The sequence below is a fragment of the Nocardia sp. JCM 38205 genome, from assembly GCF_058222935.1.
The window spans coordinates 393,557-410,327 of record NZ_JBYHFL010000002.1 but is presented as its reverse complement, the minus strand read 5'-3'; the positions used below and the strand labels follow the sequence as shown (position 1 = coordinate 410,327).

17 protein-coding genes are annotated in these 16,771 nt (G+C 65.8%); 10 read left to right on the top strand and 7 right to left on the bottom strand.

The genetic code is table 11. From position 1 onward, the window contains the following. Positions 1–792: a polysaccharide deacetylase family protein gene (locus AC4HOU_RS08655; protein ID WP_228815192.1), complete on the top strand. Its 792-nt coding sequence runs from the start codon at positions 1–3 to the stop codon at positions 790–792. A 28-nt stretch (positions 793–820) separates the two neighbouring features. Here the strand turns inward: AC4HOU_RS08655 and leuS are convergent, their stop codons facing one another. After that, positions 821–3,691 carry a leucine--tRNA ligase gene (gene leuS / locus AC4HOU_RS08650; RefSeq protein ID WP_195020287.1) on the bottom strand — a complete coding sequence of 957 codons (2,871 nt, stop codon included), beginning with the start codon at positions 3,689–3,691 and terminating at the stop codon, positions 821–823. A gap of 305 nt (positions 3,692–3,996) precedes the next feature. Here leuS and AC4HOU_RS08645 point away from each other — a divergent pair, with 305 nt between their 5' ends. Next, entirely contained in the window at positions 3,997–4,404 is a 408-nt protein-coding gene (locus AC4HOU_RS08645) for an SdpI family protein (RefSeq protein ID WP_163816386.1), read from the top strand. Between the two features lie 194 nt (positions 4,405–4,598). Next, positions 4,599–5,342, top strand: coding sequence for a glycoside hydrolase family 25 protein (locus tag AC4HOU_RS08640; protein WP_195020288.1), 744 nt, complete (start codon positions 4,599–4,601; stop codon positions 5,340–5,342). Here AC4HOU_RS08640 and AC4HOU_RS08635 read toward each other — a convergent pair whose 3' ends face one another. The 3 genes from AC4HOU_RS08635 to AC4HOU_RS08625 all read right to left on the bottom strand — a co-directional run bounded on the left by AC4HOU_RS08635 (position 5,343) and on the right by AC4HOU_RS08625 (position 7,938). Beyond that, a complete protein-coding gene (locus AC4HOU_RS08635) occupies positions 5,343–7,388 on the bottom strand; it encodes a PhoX family protein (RefSeq protein WP_195020289.1) in 2,046 nt (681 codons plus the stop codon). A 140-nt stretch (positions 7,389–7,528) separates the two neighbouring features. Beyond that, positions 7,529–7,669 carry a hypothetical protein gene (locus AC4HOU_RS08630; protein WP_163816397.1) on the bottom strand — a complete coding sequence of 47 codons (141 nt, stop codon included), beginning with the start codon at positions 7,667–7,669 and terminating at the stop codon, positions 7,529–7,531. Continuing rightward, complete coding sequence (locus AC4HOU_RS08625) at positions 7,666–7,938, bottom strand: hypothetical protein (protein ID WP_195020290.1); 273 nt, start codon at positions 7,936–7,938, stop codon at positions 7,666–7,668. The genes AC4HOU_RS08630 and AC4HOU_RS08625 overlap by 4 nt, the downstream gene beginning before the upstream one ends. Positions 7,939–8,224: 286 nt before the next feature. Here AC4HOU_RS08625 and AC4HOU_RS08620 point away from each other — a divergent pair, with 286 nt between their 5' ends. Further along, on the top strand, positions 8,225–9,448 hold the full coding sequence (locus AC4HOU_RS08620) for a helix-turn-helix domain-containing protein (protein WP_195020291.1): 1,224 nt from the start codon (positions 8,225–8,227) through the stop codon (positions 9,446–9,448). Between the two features lie 385 nt (positions 9,449–9,833). Continuing rightward, positions 9,834–11,342, top strand: coding sequence for a P-loop ATPase, Sll1717 family (locus AC4HOU_RS08615; protein ID WP_490724345.1), 1,509 nt, complete (start codon positions 9,834–9,836; stop codon positions 11,340–11,342). Between the two features lie 76 nt (positions 11,343–11,418). Here AC4HOU_RS08615 and AC4HOU_RS08610 read toward each other — a convergent pair whose 3' ends face one another. After that, complete coding sequence (locus AC4HOU_RS08610) at positions 11,419–11,691, bottom strand: hypothetical protein (RefSeq protein ID WP_163816399.1); 273 nt, start codon at positions 11,689–11,691, stop codon at positions 11,419–11,421. Between the two features lie 188 nt (positions 11,692–11,879). Between AC4HOU_RS08610 and AC4HOU_RS08605 the strand changes: the two genes are divergently transcribed. From AC4HOU_RS08605 to AC4HOU_RS08595, 3 genes are all read left to right on the top strand, one after another. Further along, the gene (locus tag AC4HOU_RS08605) at positions 11,880–13,109 is read left to right on the top strand and encodes a helix-turn-helix domain-containing protein (protein ID WP_490724344.1); all 1,230 of its coding nucleotides are present in this window, start codon (positions 11,880–11,882) and stop codon (positions 13,107–13,109) included. Between the two features lie 188 nt (positions 13,110–13,297). After that, complete coding sequence (locus AC4HOU_RS08600) at positions 13,298–14,521, top strand: MFS transporter (protein WP_490724343.1); 1,224 nt, start codon at positions 13,298–13,300, stop codon at positions 14,519–14,521. 361 nt (positions 14,522–14,882) lie between these two features. Then, entirely contained in the window at positions 14,883–15,263 is a 381-nt protein-coding gene (locus tag AC4HOU_RS08595) for a hypothetical protein (RefSeq protein WP_490724342.1), read from the top strand. Here the strand turns inward: AC4HOU_RS08595 and AC4HOU_RS08590 are convergent. Then, positions 15,247–15,654, bottom strand: a complete 408-nt coding sequence (locus AC4HOU_RS08590; RefSeq protein ID WP_490724341.1) for a nitroreductase family deazaflavin-dependent oxidoreductase — start codon at positions 15,652–15,654, stop codon at positions 15,247–15,249. The two genes, AC4HOU_RS08595 and AC4HOU_RS08590, sit on opposite strands and share 17 nt — an antisense overlap. An 87-nt stretch (positions 15,655–15,741) precedes the next feature. On the opposite strand from AC4HOU_RS08590, the gene AC4HOU_RS08585 reads away from it, so the two are divergent. Next, the gene (locus tag AC4HOU_RS08585) at positions 15,742–16,086 is read left to right on the top strand and encodes a type II toxin-antitoxin system RelE/ParE family toxin (RefSeq protein ID WP_490724340.1); all 345 of its coding nucleotides are present in this window, start codon (positions 15,742–15,744) and stop codon (positions 16,084–16,086) included. A 5-nt stretch (positions 16,087–16,091) separates the two neighbouring features. Further along, on the top strand, positions 16,092–16,391 hold the full coding sequence (locus AC4HOU_RS08580) for a helix-turn-helix domain-containing protein (protein ID WP_194992952.1): 300 nt from the start codon (positions 16,092–16,094) through the stop codon (positions 16,389–16,391). Between the two features lie 14 nt (positions 16,392–16,405). Here the strand turns inward: AC4HOU_RS08580 and AC4HOU_RS08575 are convergent, their stop codons facing one another. Further along, positions 16,406–16,702, bottom strand: coding sequence for a hypothetical protein (locus tag AC4HOU_RS08575; protein WP_490724339.1), 297 nt, complete (start codon positions 16,700–16,702; stop codon positions 16,406–16,408). Between the last annotated feature and the right edge of the window lie 69 nt (positions 16,703–16,771).

Sequence of the window (16,771 nt, the reverse complement as noted above, 5' to 3'; positions counted from 1 at the left end):
ATGGACAGACGCCAGATGTTGTCGATGGTGGCCGCGGGAGCTGCGATGGCCTTGGCCGGATGCAGTGCGGCGCAGGGTGAGCCGGCCGCGGCGGGAATGCCGGAGGTGCCGGTTCCGGCGCCGGTGCCGCCGCCGCTGCTGCCGCCGCCACCGGGTGGCCCGAAGACGACGATCGCGGCCGAGACCATCACCGCTCTGCCGGGGCCCGGCAGCAGCATGGCGCTCACCGTGGACGACGGTGCGAGTCCCGAAGTGGTCGGCGCCTACATCCGGTTCGCCAAGGACACCGGCGCCCGGTTCACCTTCTTCGTCACCGCCTATTACGAATCCTGGAGCGCGCACCGCGACGAACTGCGTCCGCTGGTCGATTCCGGGCAGATCCAACTCGGCAACCACACCTGGGACCACGCCGATCTCACCGCGAGCTCCGCATCGGCGGCCGCCGCGCAACTCGAGCGCTGTAAGACGTTCCTGTGGAACACCTTCGGAGTCGACGGCACGCCCTACTATCGTCCACCGTTCGGACGGCACAACGCCGCCGTCGATGCCGTGGCCGCCGACCTCGGATATACCGTCCCGGTCATGTGGTACGGCTCGCTGTCGGACTCCGGGCTGATCACCGAGGCGTACCTGATGGAATGCGCGCGTAAGTATTTCAACCCGCAGACGATCGTCATCGGGCACGCCAACTTCCCGCCCGTCACCCGCTGCTACGGCCAGCTGGTCGACATCATTCGGGAACGCAACCTGTCGATGGTCACGCTCGACGATGTGTTGCAGGTGCGGGCCTGAACCCGGTGGCTCAGGCCCTACGCCCTACTCAGGGAACGATGTTCACCATGCGACCAGGAACCACGATGATCTTGCGCGGCGCATTGCCTTCGAGCAGCGCCGCGATCTTCTCATCGGCCAGCGCCGCCGCCTCGATCGACGCCTGATCGGCATCGGCGGGCACCTGGATGCGGCTGCGCACCTTGCCCTTCACCTGGATCGGGTACTCCACCGACTCGTCCACCAGCAACGCCGGATCGGCGACCGGGAACGGCCCGTGCGCCAATGCGGTGGTGTGGCCGAGGCGCTCCCACAGCTCCTCGGTGATGTGCGGGGCCAGCGGGGCGAGCATCAGCACCACCGGCTCCACCACCGAACGCGGCGCACCGTTGGGGTAGGCCTTGGTGAGGTGGTTGGTCAGCTCGATCAGCTTGGCGCCCGCGGTGTTGTCGCGCAGTGCGGCCAGATCCTCGTCGACGCCCGCGATGGTCTTGTGCAGCAGTCGCAGCGTCTCGTCCGTTGGCTGTTCGTCGGTGACGCGCAGCGCGCCGGACTCTTCGTCCACAACCAGCCGCCACACCCGCTGCAGGAAGCGGTGCGCGCCGACGACGTCCTTGGTCGCCCACGGACGCGAGGTGTCCAGCGGACCCATCGACATCTCGTAGAAGCGGAAGGTGTCGGCGCCGTACTGATCGCAGATCTCGTCCGGGGAGATGGCGTTCTTCAGCGATTTGCCGATCTTGCCGTACTCCTGGTTCACCTCGATCTCGGTGCCGGAGGCGTCGGTCCAGAAGAACTTGCCGTCGCGCTCGACCACCTCGGCCGCGGGCACGTACGCGCCACGGGAATCGGTGTAGGCGTAGGCCTGGATGTAGCCCTGGTTGAACAGCCTGCGGTACGGCTCGCAGCCGGAGACGTCACCCAGATCGAACAGCACCTTCTGCCAGAACCGCGCGTACAGCAGGTGCAGCACGGCGTGCTCGACACCGCCGACGTACAGGTCGACGCCGCCCGGATCGTCGGGGCCGTGCCCCTCGGTGCGCGGGCCGAGCCAGTACTGCTCGTTCTCCTTGGCGCAGAACGTCTCCGAGTTCGTCGGGTCGGCGTAGCGCAGCTGATACCAGGAACTGCCCGCCCAGTTCGGCATGACGTTGGTGTCGCGACGATATTTCTTCGGGCCGTCGCCCAGATCCAGCTCGACGTGCACCCAGTCGGTGGCCTTGGCCAGCGGCGGCGACGGTTCGGAATCGGCGTCGTCCGGGTCGAAGGTGACCGGCGCGAAATCGTCCAGCTCCGGAAGCTGCACGGGCAGCATGGATTCCGGCAATGCGTGCGGTGCGCCGTCCTCGTCGTAGACGATGGGGAACGGCTCGCCCCAGTACCGCTGACGGGCGAACAGCCAGTCGCGCAGCTTGTACTGGACGGTTCCGGTGCCGTGACCGTCGGCTTCCAGCCTGCCGATGACGGTGGCCTTGGCCTCCTCGACGCTCAGTCCGTTCAGGTAGTCGGAATTCACCAGGGTGCCGTCGCCGGAGTAGGCGGCCTCGGTGACGTCACCGCCGGAGATCACCTCGACGATCGGCAGTCCGAACGCGGTCGCGAACTCCCAGTCGCGTTGATCGTGGCCCGGGACGGCCATGATCGCGCCGGTGCCGTACCCGCTGAGCACGTAATCGGCGACGAAGATCGGCACCTGCGCGCCGTTGACCGGGTTGGTGGCGTAGCTGCCCAGGAAGACGCCGGTCTTCTCCTTGTTCTCCTGCCGCTCCAGATCCGACTTCGCGGCGATGGCCTTGCGGTATCCGGCCAGTGCGTCGGCGGGCGTGGCGCCGCCGTTGGTCCAGCGCGGGTCCACGCCGTCCGGCCAGGCGGGAGCGGTCAGCTGGTCGACCAGCTCATGCTCGGGCGCCAGCACCACGTAGGTCGCGCCGAACAGGGTGTCCGGGCGGGTGGTGAAGACCTCCAGCTCATGCCCGTCGGCGGCGAAACGCACCTGCGCACCACGGGATCGGCCGATCCAGTTGCGCTGCATGGCCTTGACGTTCTCCGGCCAATCCAGCCGATCCAGATCGTCGACAAGCCGATCGGCGTAGGAGGTGATCCGCATCATCCACTGCCACAGGCGCTTACGGAACACCGGGAAATTGCCGCGCTCACTGCGGCCCTCGGCGGTGACCTCCTCGTTGGACAGCACCGTGCCGAGGCCCGGGCACCAGTTGACCACCGAATCGGTTTGGTACACCAGGCGATAGGAGTCGATCAGGGCGCGGCGCTCGGCTACCGACAGGCTCGCCCAGTCCTTGTCGCCCGGCACCGCACGCGCACCGCTGGCGAACTGCTCTTCCAGCTCCGCGATCGGGCGGGCACGATCCAGTTCCTGGTCGTACCAGGCGTTGTAGATGCGCAGGAAGATCCACTGCGTCCACTTGTAGTACTCGGGATCGGTGGTCGCGAACGAGCGACGGCGATCGTGGCCGAGGCCGAGCCGATCCAGCTGGCGCTGCATGGTCGCGATATTGGATTCGGTGGTGTCGCGCGGATGCGCGCCGGTCTGCACCGCGTACTGCTCGGCGGGCAGGCCGAAGGCGTCGTAGCCCAGCGCGTGCAGCACATTGCGGCCGTGCATGCGGTGGTAGCGGGCGAACACGTCGGTGGCGATATAGCCGAGCGGGTGACCGACGTGCAGCCCCGCGCCGGACGGGTACGGGAACATGTCCTGCACGAACAGCTTGTCCGGCGGGGTCGGGCCGGCCAGCGGGCCGACCGGGTTCGGGGCGTGGAAGGTGCCGCGCTCGGCCCAGGTCTGCTGCCAGCGGCGCTCGATTCGGCCGGCGAGCTCGGCGGTGTAGCGGTGCGCAGGTGCGTCGTCGGATGCGGCTGTCTGCCCGGCCGCAGGGTCGGTTGCACGGGTGTCCTGCACGGTTCTGCCTTCTTTGCTCGCCGATCGGGAGAAATATCGTCGTCGAACAGGGTAAGTCTTGGCACTTGACAACCCCAAAAAGGGGCCGATCGGGTCGGCGGCGAACCGGTCTGTGCGTTCGTCCGGCCGACCAGCGGGTCTGGTGACCCTGGTACGGCGGCTCATCGCCGGATTTCCGCGAACCGGTGGTGACCGGATCCGGCGGTCCCGCGCGGTTCGGCGCACGGCCGTGACGCCCGCCACGATCGCGTCGCTTCGCCGGTAGCGGTCGGCCGCTGGTAGACGGCCTGCGGTAGCCTGCTCGGGTGGTTGTCGTCCCCATCATCCTGTTCCTGCTGGCCGCGGTAGCGCTGGCGATCGGCGTGCTGGGTCTGGCGGGCAAGCTGCCGCGCAACCGATTCGTCGGCGTGCACACCGATGAGGCGCTGAGCACCGACGAGGTCTTCCGCGTCGCCAACCGCGTCGCCGCCCCCACCTCCCTCGCCGCCGGTGCGCTGCTGTTCTGCGGCGGGCTCGTCACGCTCGCGGCCGGTGGATTCGCCGTCGTGCTGATCGCGCTCGGCGTCGCCGTGATCGCCCTGTTCACCCTCGGCGCCGGCGCCACCGCCGGAGCCCGCGCCGCCGCGGCCCTCGCCCCGCCCGCCGAAACCGGCGGCTGCGGCAATTCCTGCGGCGCCTGCTCGCTGCGCGACACCTGCCAACCCGCGGTCTGAGCACGCCTGCTCAGCCGGGCCTGGTCCCGTCACGCCGACCACTCACGGTCGGGGCCGATTCGCAGCACGTTCCGCGAGTCCTCGCTGCGTTATCCGTCGCCGAGCACCCTGTGACCGCTCACGAGTGAACATTCGGCAAAAGCATCAGATGTAACACTGGTCACACCAGCTCGCGGTGGCTATCGTCGGACGGCATGGAAAGTACCCGCTGGAGAGCGACCTGCAAGCTTGCGTTGTCCGCCTTCATCGCGGGCGGCGTCCTTACCGCGACCGTGCCTGCGGCGCAGGCCGAGCAGACCGGGCCGGATGTGTCGTCGTGGCAGCACATCGATGGGCGGATGATCGACTGGTTCGCGGTGAAGCGGTCGGGGCACGACTTCGCGATGGTGAAGGCGACCGAGGGGCTCAGCTACATCAACCCGTATTTCGTGCCGGACAGCGTGCTCATGCGGGCGGCGGGGGTGGCGCGCGGCACCTACCACTACGCGCGGCCGCAGTTGCCGCCGGAACCGCAGGCCGCGATGTACGCGGCGGTGGTGCTGGGACAGAACGGGCCGCTGGACCTGCCGCCGGTGCTCGATCTGGAGGATTCGGGCGGGCTCGCCCCGGCCGCGCTGATCGACTGGACGCACCGCTATCTCAACACCGTGCAGGCACTGACCGGGCGGGTGCCGATCATCTACACCTATCCGAACTTCTGGCGCACGGCGATGGCCGACAGCGACCAGTTCCACCGGTACCCGCTGTGGATCGCCGATTATCGCGGCAATCCACAGCCGGAGGTGCCGGGTGATTGGCCCGCGTGGACGTTCTGGCAGACCACCGACAGTGGATCGGTCCCCGGCATCGCCGGTGGTACCGACGTGAACGTCTACAGCGGAGCCCAGGGCAATTTCGCGCAGTTCGCGAACATGGCCGGGCTGTTCGGCAGCAGCTGATCACATGCCGATGCGCCCGCCGTCGGCCTTCCACACGGCGACCACCGACGGGCGCGGCTGGGTGTCGCCGCCATCGGGCCAATGCGAGACGGGCGCGTCGGCGGAGGCGCCGTCCGCTTCACCCGGATGCTGCACACACACCAGCACCCGCTGCTCGGTGACGACGGGCCCGCAGGTCTCGCCGCCGGCGGGCACGGTGAGGAACTGCTTGGTCTCACCGCGGCGCTCGCCCTCGAGCGTCACCGCGAACAGGCCGTCGTTGGATTTCAACGCGTTGCCGTCGGTGGAGATCCACAGGTTGCCGTACGGGTCGAAGGCCACATTGTCCGGGCAGGAGATCGGGCTGACCTTGGTCTTGTCGAATCCGCCGTAGTAGGTGTCGGCGGCGGCCGGATCGCCGCAGACCAGCAGCAGCGACCAGGTGAACTCGGTGCCCTTGTGGTCGTCGACGATCTCGAGGATCTGCCCGTTCTTGTTCTTGATCCGCGGGTTCGCCTCGTCGGGGCCGGCCTTGCCGTCTTCGCCGCGCTTGCTGTTGTTGGTCAGCGCCACGTAGACCTTGCCGGTCTTGGGGTTGGCCTCGAAATCCTCCGGGCGGTCCATCTTGGTGGCGCCGACCTTGTCGCCTGCCAGCCGGGTGAAGACCGCGACCTCTTGGGCGGACATGCCTTCCACCAGTGATTTCGCGCTGCCGTCCTCGCCGGCCTCGAGGATCGGGATCCATTGGCCCTTACCGGTGAAGCCCTGATCGGACGGCACATTGCCGGAGCCGTCGATGCGGTCGGGGTGATCGCCGGTGAGTTTGGCGACGTACAGCGTGCCTGCGTCCAGGATGGTCATGTTGTGGCGGCGGCTCGCCGCACCGGTGCCGGGCTGGATCTTGCGGGACGAGACGAACTTGTACATGTACTCGAACCGCTCGTCGTCGCCGCTGTAGGCGACCACGGTGCCGTCGTCGGTGACGTGGATATTGGCCGACTCGTGCTTGTTGCGGCCGAGCGCGGAATGCTTGACCGGGGTGGAGGTAGGATCCCACGGGTCGATTTCGACGACGTAGCCGAACCGGTTGGACTCGTTGGGTTCCTGCGCTACATCGAAACGCTTGTCGAACTTCTCCCAGAAGTGCGGGGAATCGACCTCTCCGACGCCGTAACGCTCGGCGCGTTCGGCGGCGACGGGATCGGCGGGCTTGCCGACGAAATAGCCGTTGAAGTTCTCTTCGCCGGAAAGCACTGTGCCCCAAGGGGTCACCCCGCCCGCGCAATTGGCGAAGGTGCCCGCGACCTTGGTGCCGGTGGGGTCGGCGGAGGTTTTCACGAAATCGCTGCCGGCGGCCGGGCCGGTGAGCAGGAATTCGGTGTCGGCGGTGATGCGGCGGTTGTACTTGCCGAAGGCCGGGGTGAGCTTGCCAGAACCGGACTCACCCGCCACCTCGACCACCGAGAGTCCGTGCGCGGCAATCGCGATACCGAACTGCTCGGGCGTCATGGTGTCGCCGTTGAAGCCTTTGAACATGAACGGCTCGGTGGTGTATTCGTGGTTGACGACGAGCAGGTAGCGGTTGGCCTGGCCTTCGATCGGCAGCAGCGCGGCGAAATCGTTGTTGTAGCCGAACTGCTTCGCCTGCGCGGCGGCGGTCTGGTTGTCGAAATCGAATTGCGGCGCGTCGGGGAAGATCGGATCACCCCAGCGGATCACCACGCCCTGCTGGTAGCCCTCGGGGACGACGACGGCGTCTTCTTTGTTGGGCGCCACCGGCGTGAACCCGAGGCCCGAACCGGCGTCGGTGTTCGAGGCCGCCTCGGCACCGTCGTCACCGCAAGCAGCGAGCAAACTGCCCGCCCCCACCGCCAGCACCGCGGCCGCGCCGCCCTTGAGCACCCCGCGCCGCGACATGGCGGAGACGATGTCGCCGAAATATTCGCCCGAGGACTTGTTGGAGACCTCGTGGAAGCACGCGTTACCGCACTTGTAAGCGCAGGTAACCGCGGAGCGCGACGAACTGCCGTCATGCTGCACGAAAAGGGCGAGTGGGGTGAAGCTCACGGTGCCTCCTGGATCAAGCCGACGGGCGCACGCTAAACCACCAGGGCGAGTCGAAGACTACGGCAAGATGAACGTCCATCGAATTAGGCAGCCCTCAGTTATCGCCCTGAACAGGACAAATCGGCGCCGATGGAAGCCGGTCAGCGCGTGTGGCCACGTTCCCATTCCTGGAGAACTTCCGCCAGCGTGCGCCGCTCACCCGGCATGCCGTATTCATCGAGGGTCGACCACGTGCCGTCATCCCACTGCACCCAGCCACGAATGTGGGCGTCCTCGGTCACCGCGTGAACCTCTCGGCGCGCTGATCCGGAACGATCGCCCCCACCGCCACCAGGGTGCGATAGGCGTCCCGCTTGTGCGGGCAGCTGTCGATACCGCACCGACGGTGCGCTTGCATCGTGGCGTGCGCCATCCGCGCCGACATTCGAGGTGCGCGCGCGGTGATCGGAGGTTCATCGTCATCGAAGGCGTAGGGCAGAACGTAGATCAGGCCGAGCAATAAGACGGCAACCGTGCCCGAAACTGCGAACGCGGTGATGTAGTCCGACATGGAACCCCCTGCGGTTGTTGGTTTTTGGGAGCAACCGGCGCCGGGGAATGTGGGGCACGCACCCGGCGCCGGAAGCTGGTAGAAGGTTGGGGCGAGAGATGCCGCCGCACGGGTACCGGCGCCCCACCATCCGAGGTGGGGGGAATTCCCCGCCCTGCCAGCGAATTCGATCCGCATCGGAGCCGATGCCACCCGGCTATCCTGGTATTCAATGCTTGGCGAAGGTGTGGCCGAGGCCTCGGCCGGCGTTCGTGCAGGCTCCGGTTCCGCGAAGAAGGACAGGCACATGCCGAACCCTGACGACCTCGCCGGACGTTCGATCGGTGAGCGAATCCAGTCCATACGCACCCGCACCGGAAAGTCGCGCGCCGTTGTCGCCGGACTCGTCGGCCGGTCCGAGGAATGGCTACGCGATGTCGAGCGCGGACGCCAAGGAGCTCCGGGGCTCGAGATGCTGCTGAAGCTCGGTCAAGCGCTCGGTGTCCGCGATCTCACCGAGTTGACCGGGGACCACGAGCTGCTGGTCGGCCTGTCTCGACGGGCGGGCCATGCCGTCGTCCCCGCAATTCGCGAAGCGATCGAATCGGTGGACCTCACACCGACTGAGCCCACGATCCGGCCGGACGAGCTTCGCGCCCGCGTGGATCGCGCGTGGCGGCTGTGGCACACGTCGACGACGCCGCGCGCTGACGCGGGTGCCATGCTGCCCGAGCTCATCCGGGAGGGCAGGCGCGCGCTGCGCACCCTCGATGGAGGCGACCGCCGCACGGCCGCAGCGGCATTGTCGGGTGCTTACGCGCTGTCGGAGCAGGTTCTCGCATGGGTGGCCGACGCGCCGCTGCTGTGGCTGGCTGCCGATCGTTGCATGGCCGCAGCCGAAATCGCCGACGACCCCGTCACCCTGGCCTCCGCCTCGTGGGTGCTCGGCAATGTCTGGCGTTCGACGAGCCGCGAAGAAGACGCCTACCGCTTGGCTCAGAACGCCGTAGCTCTGCTCGAGCCACGGTTGGACGACAGCAAGGAGGCGAAGGCCCTGTGGGGCGCCTGCCACCTGCACGGCGCGATCACGGCGGCTCGCCTGGGTCGTGAGGGTGACGCGCTGCGCGGTATCGACTCCGCCATGGCGATGGCCCGCGCGCTACCCGAGGGCTCCGCGCACCCGTGGACCCTGTTTGGGGTCGTCAACACCGAGGTCACAGCCGTTTCGGTGATGGTGGACATGCGCAGATCCGGAGGCGCACTCGAAGCGGCCTCGGTGGTCGACCCGGACGCCATGCCGAGCATCGACCGCCGCGCCCGGCTCTGGCTGGAGCTGTCACGCGCCTACGGGCAGCAGAAGGACTGGCTCGGCGCTCTCGGCGCCCTCCGGACGGCGACCGCCATCTCCGAGGAGTCGATGAGCTGCCACCCGATGTCCCGCAACCTCGCGGCAGAACTGGTCACGCACGGCGGCAAGATCATCGAACGCGACGCCCGCTCGCTCGCACAGCGGCTCGGCGTCACGGCGTAGCTCACCCGGTCCGGCGAGAGCTCCATCGCTGAGGCAAACGTCGAAAGGATCACTCGACCATAAGATTCTCGCTACAAGCTCGCTCGCTTGGCATTCCATATCCTCGATCCGGCACACGATCAGATCACCCCGGACGCCGATGCAGCGTATGATGATCGATTCAATGCGGAGTCATTAAGACTTGCCTCGGTCCAACCGCAGACCCCCTGCCTGGCCACCCGGGCCGGACTTACGGTTATGCGTCCGACCACCATAGACCTAACGACCCGAGTCCTGGGCAAACAACTCCGATCGATCTCCTGCAGACGGCGTCCTTGACGCAGAACTATCACCGAACTACAGCGAACGCCATTGGGGCAGACTGTTTTTGGTTAGAGTTGTTGGCATGACGCAGTCCTACCGTCACGCCAACCCGTCAGTAACGACCGTCCTGCGCGCCCTGGACTTAGGGTCATCCGTCGCGGAGCACGACCAGTTGCTACAACAACATTTCGTTGAGACGCAGACATTCAAGATGCTCCTGGAGTCGAAAGTCGATATTGTCGCTGGCGACAAGGGGACCGGAAAGACAGCGATATTCCGAATATTGAAAGAACGTTACGCGTCATACGAACAACTAAACGATGTCGAGGTGGTGGCCGCTTTCAACCCCGCTGGCACGCCCGTATTTCAGCGGCTTATCGAAACCGAAGTACTCGCCGAGGAACAGTACATTGGCGTATGGAAGGCATACTTCCTCTCCCTCGCCGGTAATTGGGTTCTAAATCTCGGCGACGGAGACTTCTCGGACAGTATGCGGGAGCTCGACAAGCTGCTCGTCAGCGTTGGACTACGCTCGGCAGACGAGACCCCACAGACGATCTTTTCTCAAGTTGTCAATAGGCTAAAGCGGCTATTTCGGGTGACCAGTGTGGAAAATACACTGTCCTTATCGGCGGACGGGATGCCGGTCCTTGGTGCCAAAGTCGATTTTTCCGAAAGTGGAGGTGACGACACGGTTGTTACCGATCTAGTGCGACAAGATGACGCACTTCAACTCCTCCAGAAGGTGCTTGGGGAATTGGATTTCAAACTATGGCTAGTGGTCGATCGCTTGGACGAGGCATTTCAAGCTAGACCCGCACTTGAACGGCCCGCCCTTAGGGCACTCTTGCGCACCTATCTCGACATGCTCGACCTGTCGAATGTTCGGATTAAGTTGTTTGTCCGCCGTGACCTATTTTCCAGAATAATTGAAGGCGGGTTCGTCAATCTGACTCACATAAACGCTAGACGTGTTGACATTACCTGGGATGACGACGACCTGTTTACACTGCTCGACCGACGCTTCCGAGGTTCCACAGAGTTTGTCAACTATCTTGACGCAGAAGACCTTGAACCCGCAGACGTTTTCAATCGAGTATTCCCATCTCAGGTCGATCCGGGGGACAGGAAACCCGTAACGTGGACTTGGATACTAGGCAGAATCCGGGACGGAAACGGAGTGAAGCCTCCTAGAAATCTCATCGACCTAGTACTGAAAGCCCAACAAGCTCAGATACGCCAAGAGGATAGGTCCCCGCGTAGAATGTCAACGAAAGAAAGCCTGATAACCTCCGACGCGTTGAAACGAGGATTGGAGGCACTTAGCGCGGAGCGGGTACAGGACACTCTACTTGCTGAGGCCGGCGATAATGCTGCACTAATTGAGCTATTCAGAGGAGGAAAAGCTGAACACAATGCATCCAGCCTTCGCCAAATTCTTGGCGAAGAATACGAGCCGAAGATCTCACTTCTGAAAACGATAGGATTTCTTGAACAAGTCGGCAGCAATTACAAGGTACCGATGCTCTATCGAGGCGGGCTTTCGATCACACAAGGAAAGGCCTTTGGTAATGAATTGGAAAGTGATTAGGAATGATAGTTCCGCCCGGTAATTTCGCATGTACCATTCAGGTTGTTGTCGCAGCCACGAATGTGGGCGTCCTCGGTCACCGCGTGAACCGCTCGGCGCGCTGATCCGGAACGATCGCCCCCACCGCCACCAGGGTCCGATAGGCGTCCCGCTTGTGCGGGCAGCTGTCGATACCGCACCGACGGTGCGCTTGCATCGTGGCGTGCGCCATCCGCGCCGACATTCGAGGTGCGCGCGCGGTGATCGGAGGTTCATCGTCATCGAAGGCGTAGGGCAGAACGTAGATCAGGCCGAGCAATAAGACGGCAACCGTGCCCGCGACTGCGAACGCGGTGATGTAGTCCGACATGGAACCCCCTGCGGTTGTTGGTTTTTGGTCCGCCCGGCGCCGGGGACGAAGGGGCACACACCCGGCGCCGCGCGATGCGGGAGACAGTAGAAATGCGCGGGGTCTGCGACGGGTACGTTTTGTACCTCGACCGCTTGTACCCGGCGTTACGCTGGGAAAAAGGGTTCAACAGCGGAAGGGATGCCGTGGTGATCAACCCTGTCGAGGACGCTACGGTCGGTGCGCGGATCAAGCGCCTGCGGGAGAGGGCCGGCATGTCGCGCGCGGTGCTCGCTGGCCTGGTCGGCCGGTCGACCGAATGGTTGAAAGCTGTCGAGAACGGCCGACTGCAACCACCGCGGTTGCCGATGCTGTTACGGATCGCGCACGCCCTGGAACTCGCGGATCTGGCCGAGCTCACCGGCAACGGCTACGCGGTTCCGGTCGCCGTGTTCGCCGGGGAGCGGCATGGCGCGCTCACCGAGGTGCAGGCCGCGCTCACCGAGTACCGGCTGTCGGCACCGGCACGGCCCGCCGATATCCGCCATCTCGAGGGAAGGCTGCGTCAGGCCTGGAAGGTTCGCCATGCCAGCCCGGACCATCGGACCCAGCTCGGGAGGCTGCTGCCCGGGTTGATCAGGGATGCGCAGGGCGCGGTGCGGGCAGGTGGTGAGAATCGCCGCGCGGCGCGGCGGGTCCTGGCCGGGGTCTATCAGCTGGCCGACTTCTACGTGGCCTACCAACCCGCCCCCGAACTCGTATGGCTCGTGGCCGATCGCGCGTTGTCCGAAGGCTACGAGGCGGACGATCCGTATGTGATCGCCTGCGGCGCATGGGCGATGACACAGGCGCTGCGGGATTCGGGCCGGTGGGAGGAGGCCGACGCACTCGCGCGCACGGCCGTCGAACGTCTGGCGCCCTATCTCGACCGCGACACCACACCCGATGATTGGCATGGCATTGCCGGCGCGCTGAACGCCGAGATCGCGTATGTGCACGCCCGGCGCGGCCGGCACGGCGACGCCTGGTCATATTGGGAGAAGGCCGAGGCCACCGCCCGGCAATTGGGCGTGGGCTACCGGCACGTCCAGACCTCCTTCTCGGTTCCGGTGATGGCGGCCCACGCGACAACTCTGGGCGTCGAGCTGCGCCGCCCCGGCGAAGCACTTCGCGCGGCCAGCGGCTTCGACGCCGACCAGATCGCATCGGTCCCCCGTCGCAGCCGCCACTTCATCGAGGTCGCCCGCGCGCACGAGCAACGCGACGAACCGGTGGCGACGCTGGCTCTGCTGGACAAGGCGGTCCGCACCGCACCCGAGACGGCCAAATACAACGGACACGCCCGCGGTATGTTGCACGCGCTGATGCGTAAACCCCCTTCGGGCATGAGGAATGACGTTCACGAGTTGGGTCGGCAGATCGGCCTGGTGCCCGCTTAGTCGCCGATACCTCGCGAATAGCCACGCCCTGAGCGCACGACCAGCGCCCGGCGTCGCGGCCCAGCGCAGCTGTCCGGCGAGAGCTCCATCGCTGAGGCAGCGCGACCGCGCGTGAGGGGCCATCTCGACCACGGTGATGTCGAGATCCCGCCAGCCATCGATCTCGGCGATTCTTACCGTCGGTCGATGTGAATGCTCATCTCGCCGACGACCTCCGTGATGATCTGCGGCTGCGCGGTTCGGTCGTATTGTTCATGTCGCTCGCGGCTGCGCTCGGGACGTCAACCATCTACCCGCTGCAACCGGCGATCGCCGAAGTGGCGGGCTCCTTGCATACGTCGATCGCCGTGGCCGGATTCGCGCTTGCGGGTGGCCCGATCGGGTATCTGGTGGGTCTCGGGCTGATCGTCCCGATGATCGACCGATTCTCGCCCGGCCGGACGCTCGCGATGCAGTTCGGCGCCTTGGCCGTCGCGTTGGCGGTGAGCGCCGTCGCGGATCGTGCGTGGCAGGTGGGTCTGCTGATCGGCGTTATCGGCGCGTGCTCGTCGGTCGGGGCGAGCCTCAGCTCGCTCGCGGGGCGGCTGGCTCCCGCACACCGGCGGGCCACGGTCCTCGGCATCGTCACCGCGGGCATCGCGGCCGGGATCCTCGCGGGCCGGATCGCGGGAGGATGGCTGGCCGAGGAAATCGGCTGGCGCGGAATGCTTCTGGTATTCGCCGTGGCTTGCCTGTGCGCCGCCGGGCTGTGCCTGGTGCTGCTGCCTGCGACCCGAGGCGCCGCCGAACTCGATTACCTCGCGATGCTGCGCTCACTGCCCGGTCTGTTCGTACGGCACCCCACGCTGAGGGTGGCCGCGGTGTGCGGCGCGCTGTGGTTCTTCGCGTTCTGCGCGGTATGGGCCGGGCTCGCCGTCGCGCTCTCGGCGCCGCCGTTCTCCTACTCCGCAGAACAGATCGGCCTGTACGCACTGGCCGGGCTCGCAGGCATCCCCGCTACGCAGCTGGCCGGCATCTGGACCGATCGGGCGGGCGCGCGGCGGGTCATCCTGCTGGGTCTCGCGCTTGCCGGTACCGCCCTCTTCATCACCGGCCCGACCCTCGCGAACACGATCGCCGTCCTGATCTGCCTCGCCCTGTTCGACGCCGGCCTCTTCGCCGCTCAGGTGGCGAATCAGAGCACCGTACTGGCCATCGATCCCGACGCTCCCGCCCGATTCAACAGCGCGTACATGCTGGTGTACTTCATCGGCGGCAGCCTCGGAACCGCTTGCGGCGCAGCATCCGTCGAGTGGTTCGGCTGGACGGCTACAGCATTGTCGGCCGTCGGCGCCATCGGAATCGCCGCCGCTATCGCCGCGCTCAGCGCGCGGGGCGAGGTGCGGGCCGGGGCGCGTGGACCGAGCCTCTAGGCATGCGCTGTCGACGATCTTTCCCAGCGATGACGGCTCGATCCGGCTCCATTACGGTGATCACGCCGGACGGAACGCTTCGACATTCGCGGCCATGGGGTGGCTCAGACAGTTGTCCTGCACTGTAGCGAACCGGATCATCGATCATCCGGGGGGCAGCGTATGGGCCTGCAAGGGATACGTTGCCAATGCCACCCCTTCCGCGTCCTGGCCGCCGACAGCTCGCGTTGCGCTCGGGGTGCTATGGCACCGGGCCCAGGCATCGAACGGGTCGGACGATGTCGGTCGGGGTCCGCTGCCACGAGTCTGGCGCCTGGGACCTCTTGACCTCGAGTATGGTTGATGTTCCAACCTGGTCGGTATGAGCATCCTTTTCCACAACACGATGCGGATCACCGAAGGGCATCTGGAGGAGTTCTCGGCGGCGGTGAAACGCGCCGTGGCGTTTGTCGAGGAGCACGGTCCGCAGCTGATGGTTCACGTCTTTCTGGACGAGGAGCGCGGCCTGGCGCACAGCTTCCAGCTCTACCCGGATTCCGAAGCGGTGCTGGCACATTGGCAGCTGTCCGACCCTTATATCCAGGACGTGATGGCACACTGCACCGTGCAATCGTTCGAGACCTACGGCGAGATGTCCGATGAGGTCATCGCGGGGCTGCGGTCCGGGCCGGCGGGCGAGCCGACGATCCGGCCCGCGCTGACCGGCTTCACTCGCTTCGGGGCGGCTATGCGGCCCGAGTGAGAGCCACCACCGGGATCACCCGCTCGGTCTTCCGCTCGTGGTCGGCGAACCACGGGTAGGCCTGTTTCAGCATGGCCCAGATCCGCTCGCGTTCCTCGCCGTCGAGCGTCGTCGCGAAGGCGTCGTAGGTCTCGTCACCTACCTCGACGACCACCTTCGGGTCGCCGACCAGATTCAGGTACCAGTCCGGATGACGGGGCGCGCCCATGTTGGAGGCGATCACCAGTACCCGGTCGCCGTCGCGGTGGAACATCATCGGCGCGGTGTACGGGCGTCCGCTGCGGCGGCCGGTCGTGGTCAGCAGGAGCAGCCGATCCCGGTGCATGCCTTCCGGGTCCTCACCCGCACGGAACTTCGCGATCGTCTCCCGATTGATCCGCGCTAGATCCACCGCACCTCCCGCAACATCGGGCCGCCCGTCGGCGCTTCGATACCCATTCGAAACCTTATCCGATTGCCTCGATATACCATCCATGTTATGAATTGGGGAGAGGTCGAGACGGAACCCGAGGTAGACCGATGGTTCGACTCGCTCACACTGGAGGATCGAACAACTGTCATCTTCTATGTCGATCTACTCGCCGAGAAGGGCGTGCTACTCGGCGAGCCGTACACCAGGCAGCTGCGTGGCAAGCTACGGGAGCTCCGCTTCTACCTCACCCGAGATGCTGTACGGATCACCTACTGGATCGCGCCCGGTCGGCGAATAATCCTGTTGACTGTGTTTCGTAAACAGAGGATGCGCGAGGTCGCCGAGATCGAAGGAGCCATGCGAGCGATGAACCGGTGTATTGCGGAGGCTCACACCGTGGAGGAGGACTGACATCCATGGGCGAACACACAAGCTGGGCCGCGCGGCGGGCCGAGGTTCTCGCGCAGCCGGGCGCGGCAGCAGCCTACGACGCCGCGCGTATCCGGTTCGAACTCGGAGCGGCTGTCAGAGCGCGCCGGGAGGAACTCGGCATCACTCAATCCGAATTGGCACAACGAGCCGGTTTGCGCCAGCCGGCGGTCGCTCGGTTCGAGGCGGGCGGAACCATGCCGACGATCCCATTGCTCGAGCGGTTGGCGCAGGCCCTGGAACTGCGGCTTCGGGTCCATTTCGAACCGGATAGAGCTGCGGGCTAGGAAACTTCAACAACTCAGTGGTCGTCGTAATGCCCGTCGTGCGAAGCATGGCGGTGACCGTCGTGGATGTAATCGACGTGATCGCCGTGCGGCACCGCGACATGCCCGCAGCCCGCGCCGTGGACGTGGTCGTGCGGGGAGCATTCGGTGTGGCCGCCGGCCTCACATTCGTCGTAGTGGCCTTCGTGTTCGCGGTGCAGGTGGCCGTCGTGCACGTAGTCGACGTGGTCGCCGTGCGGGACGGAGACGTGCCCGCAGGCCGGGCCGTGCTTGTGCTCGTGTTCGGTGTGCTGAGCGTGTGCTGTCGTCATCAGAATCCTTCTTCCCGTGTGGGGCGGGCGGAACCGAAGAGCACCTCACACATTATCAAGTGCGCATGA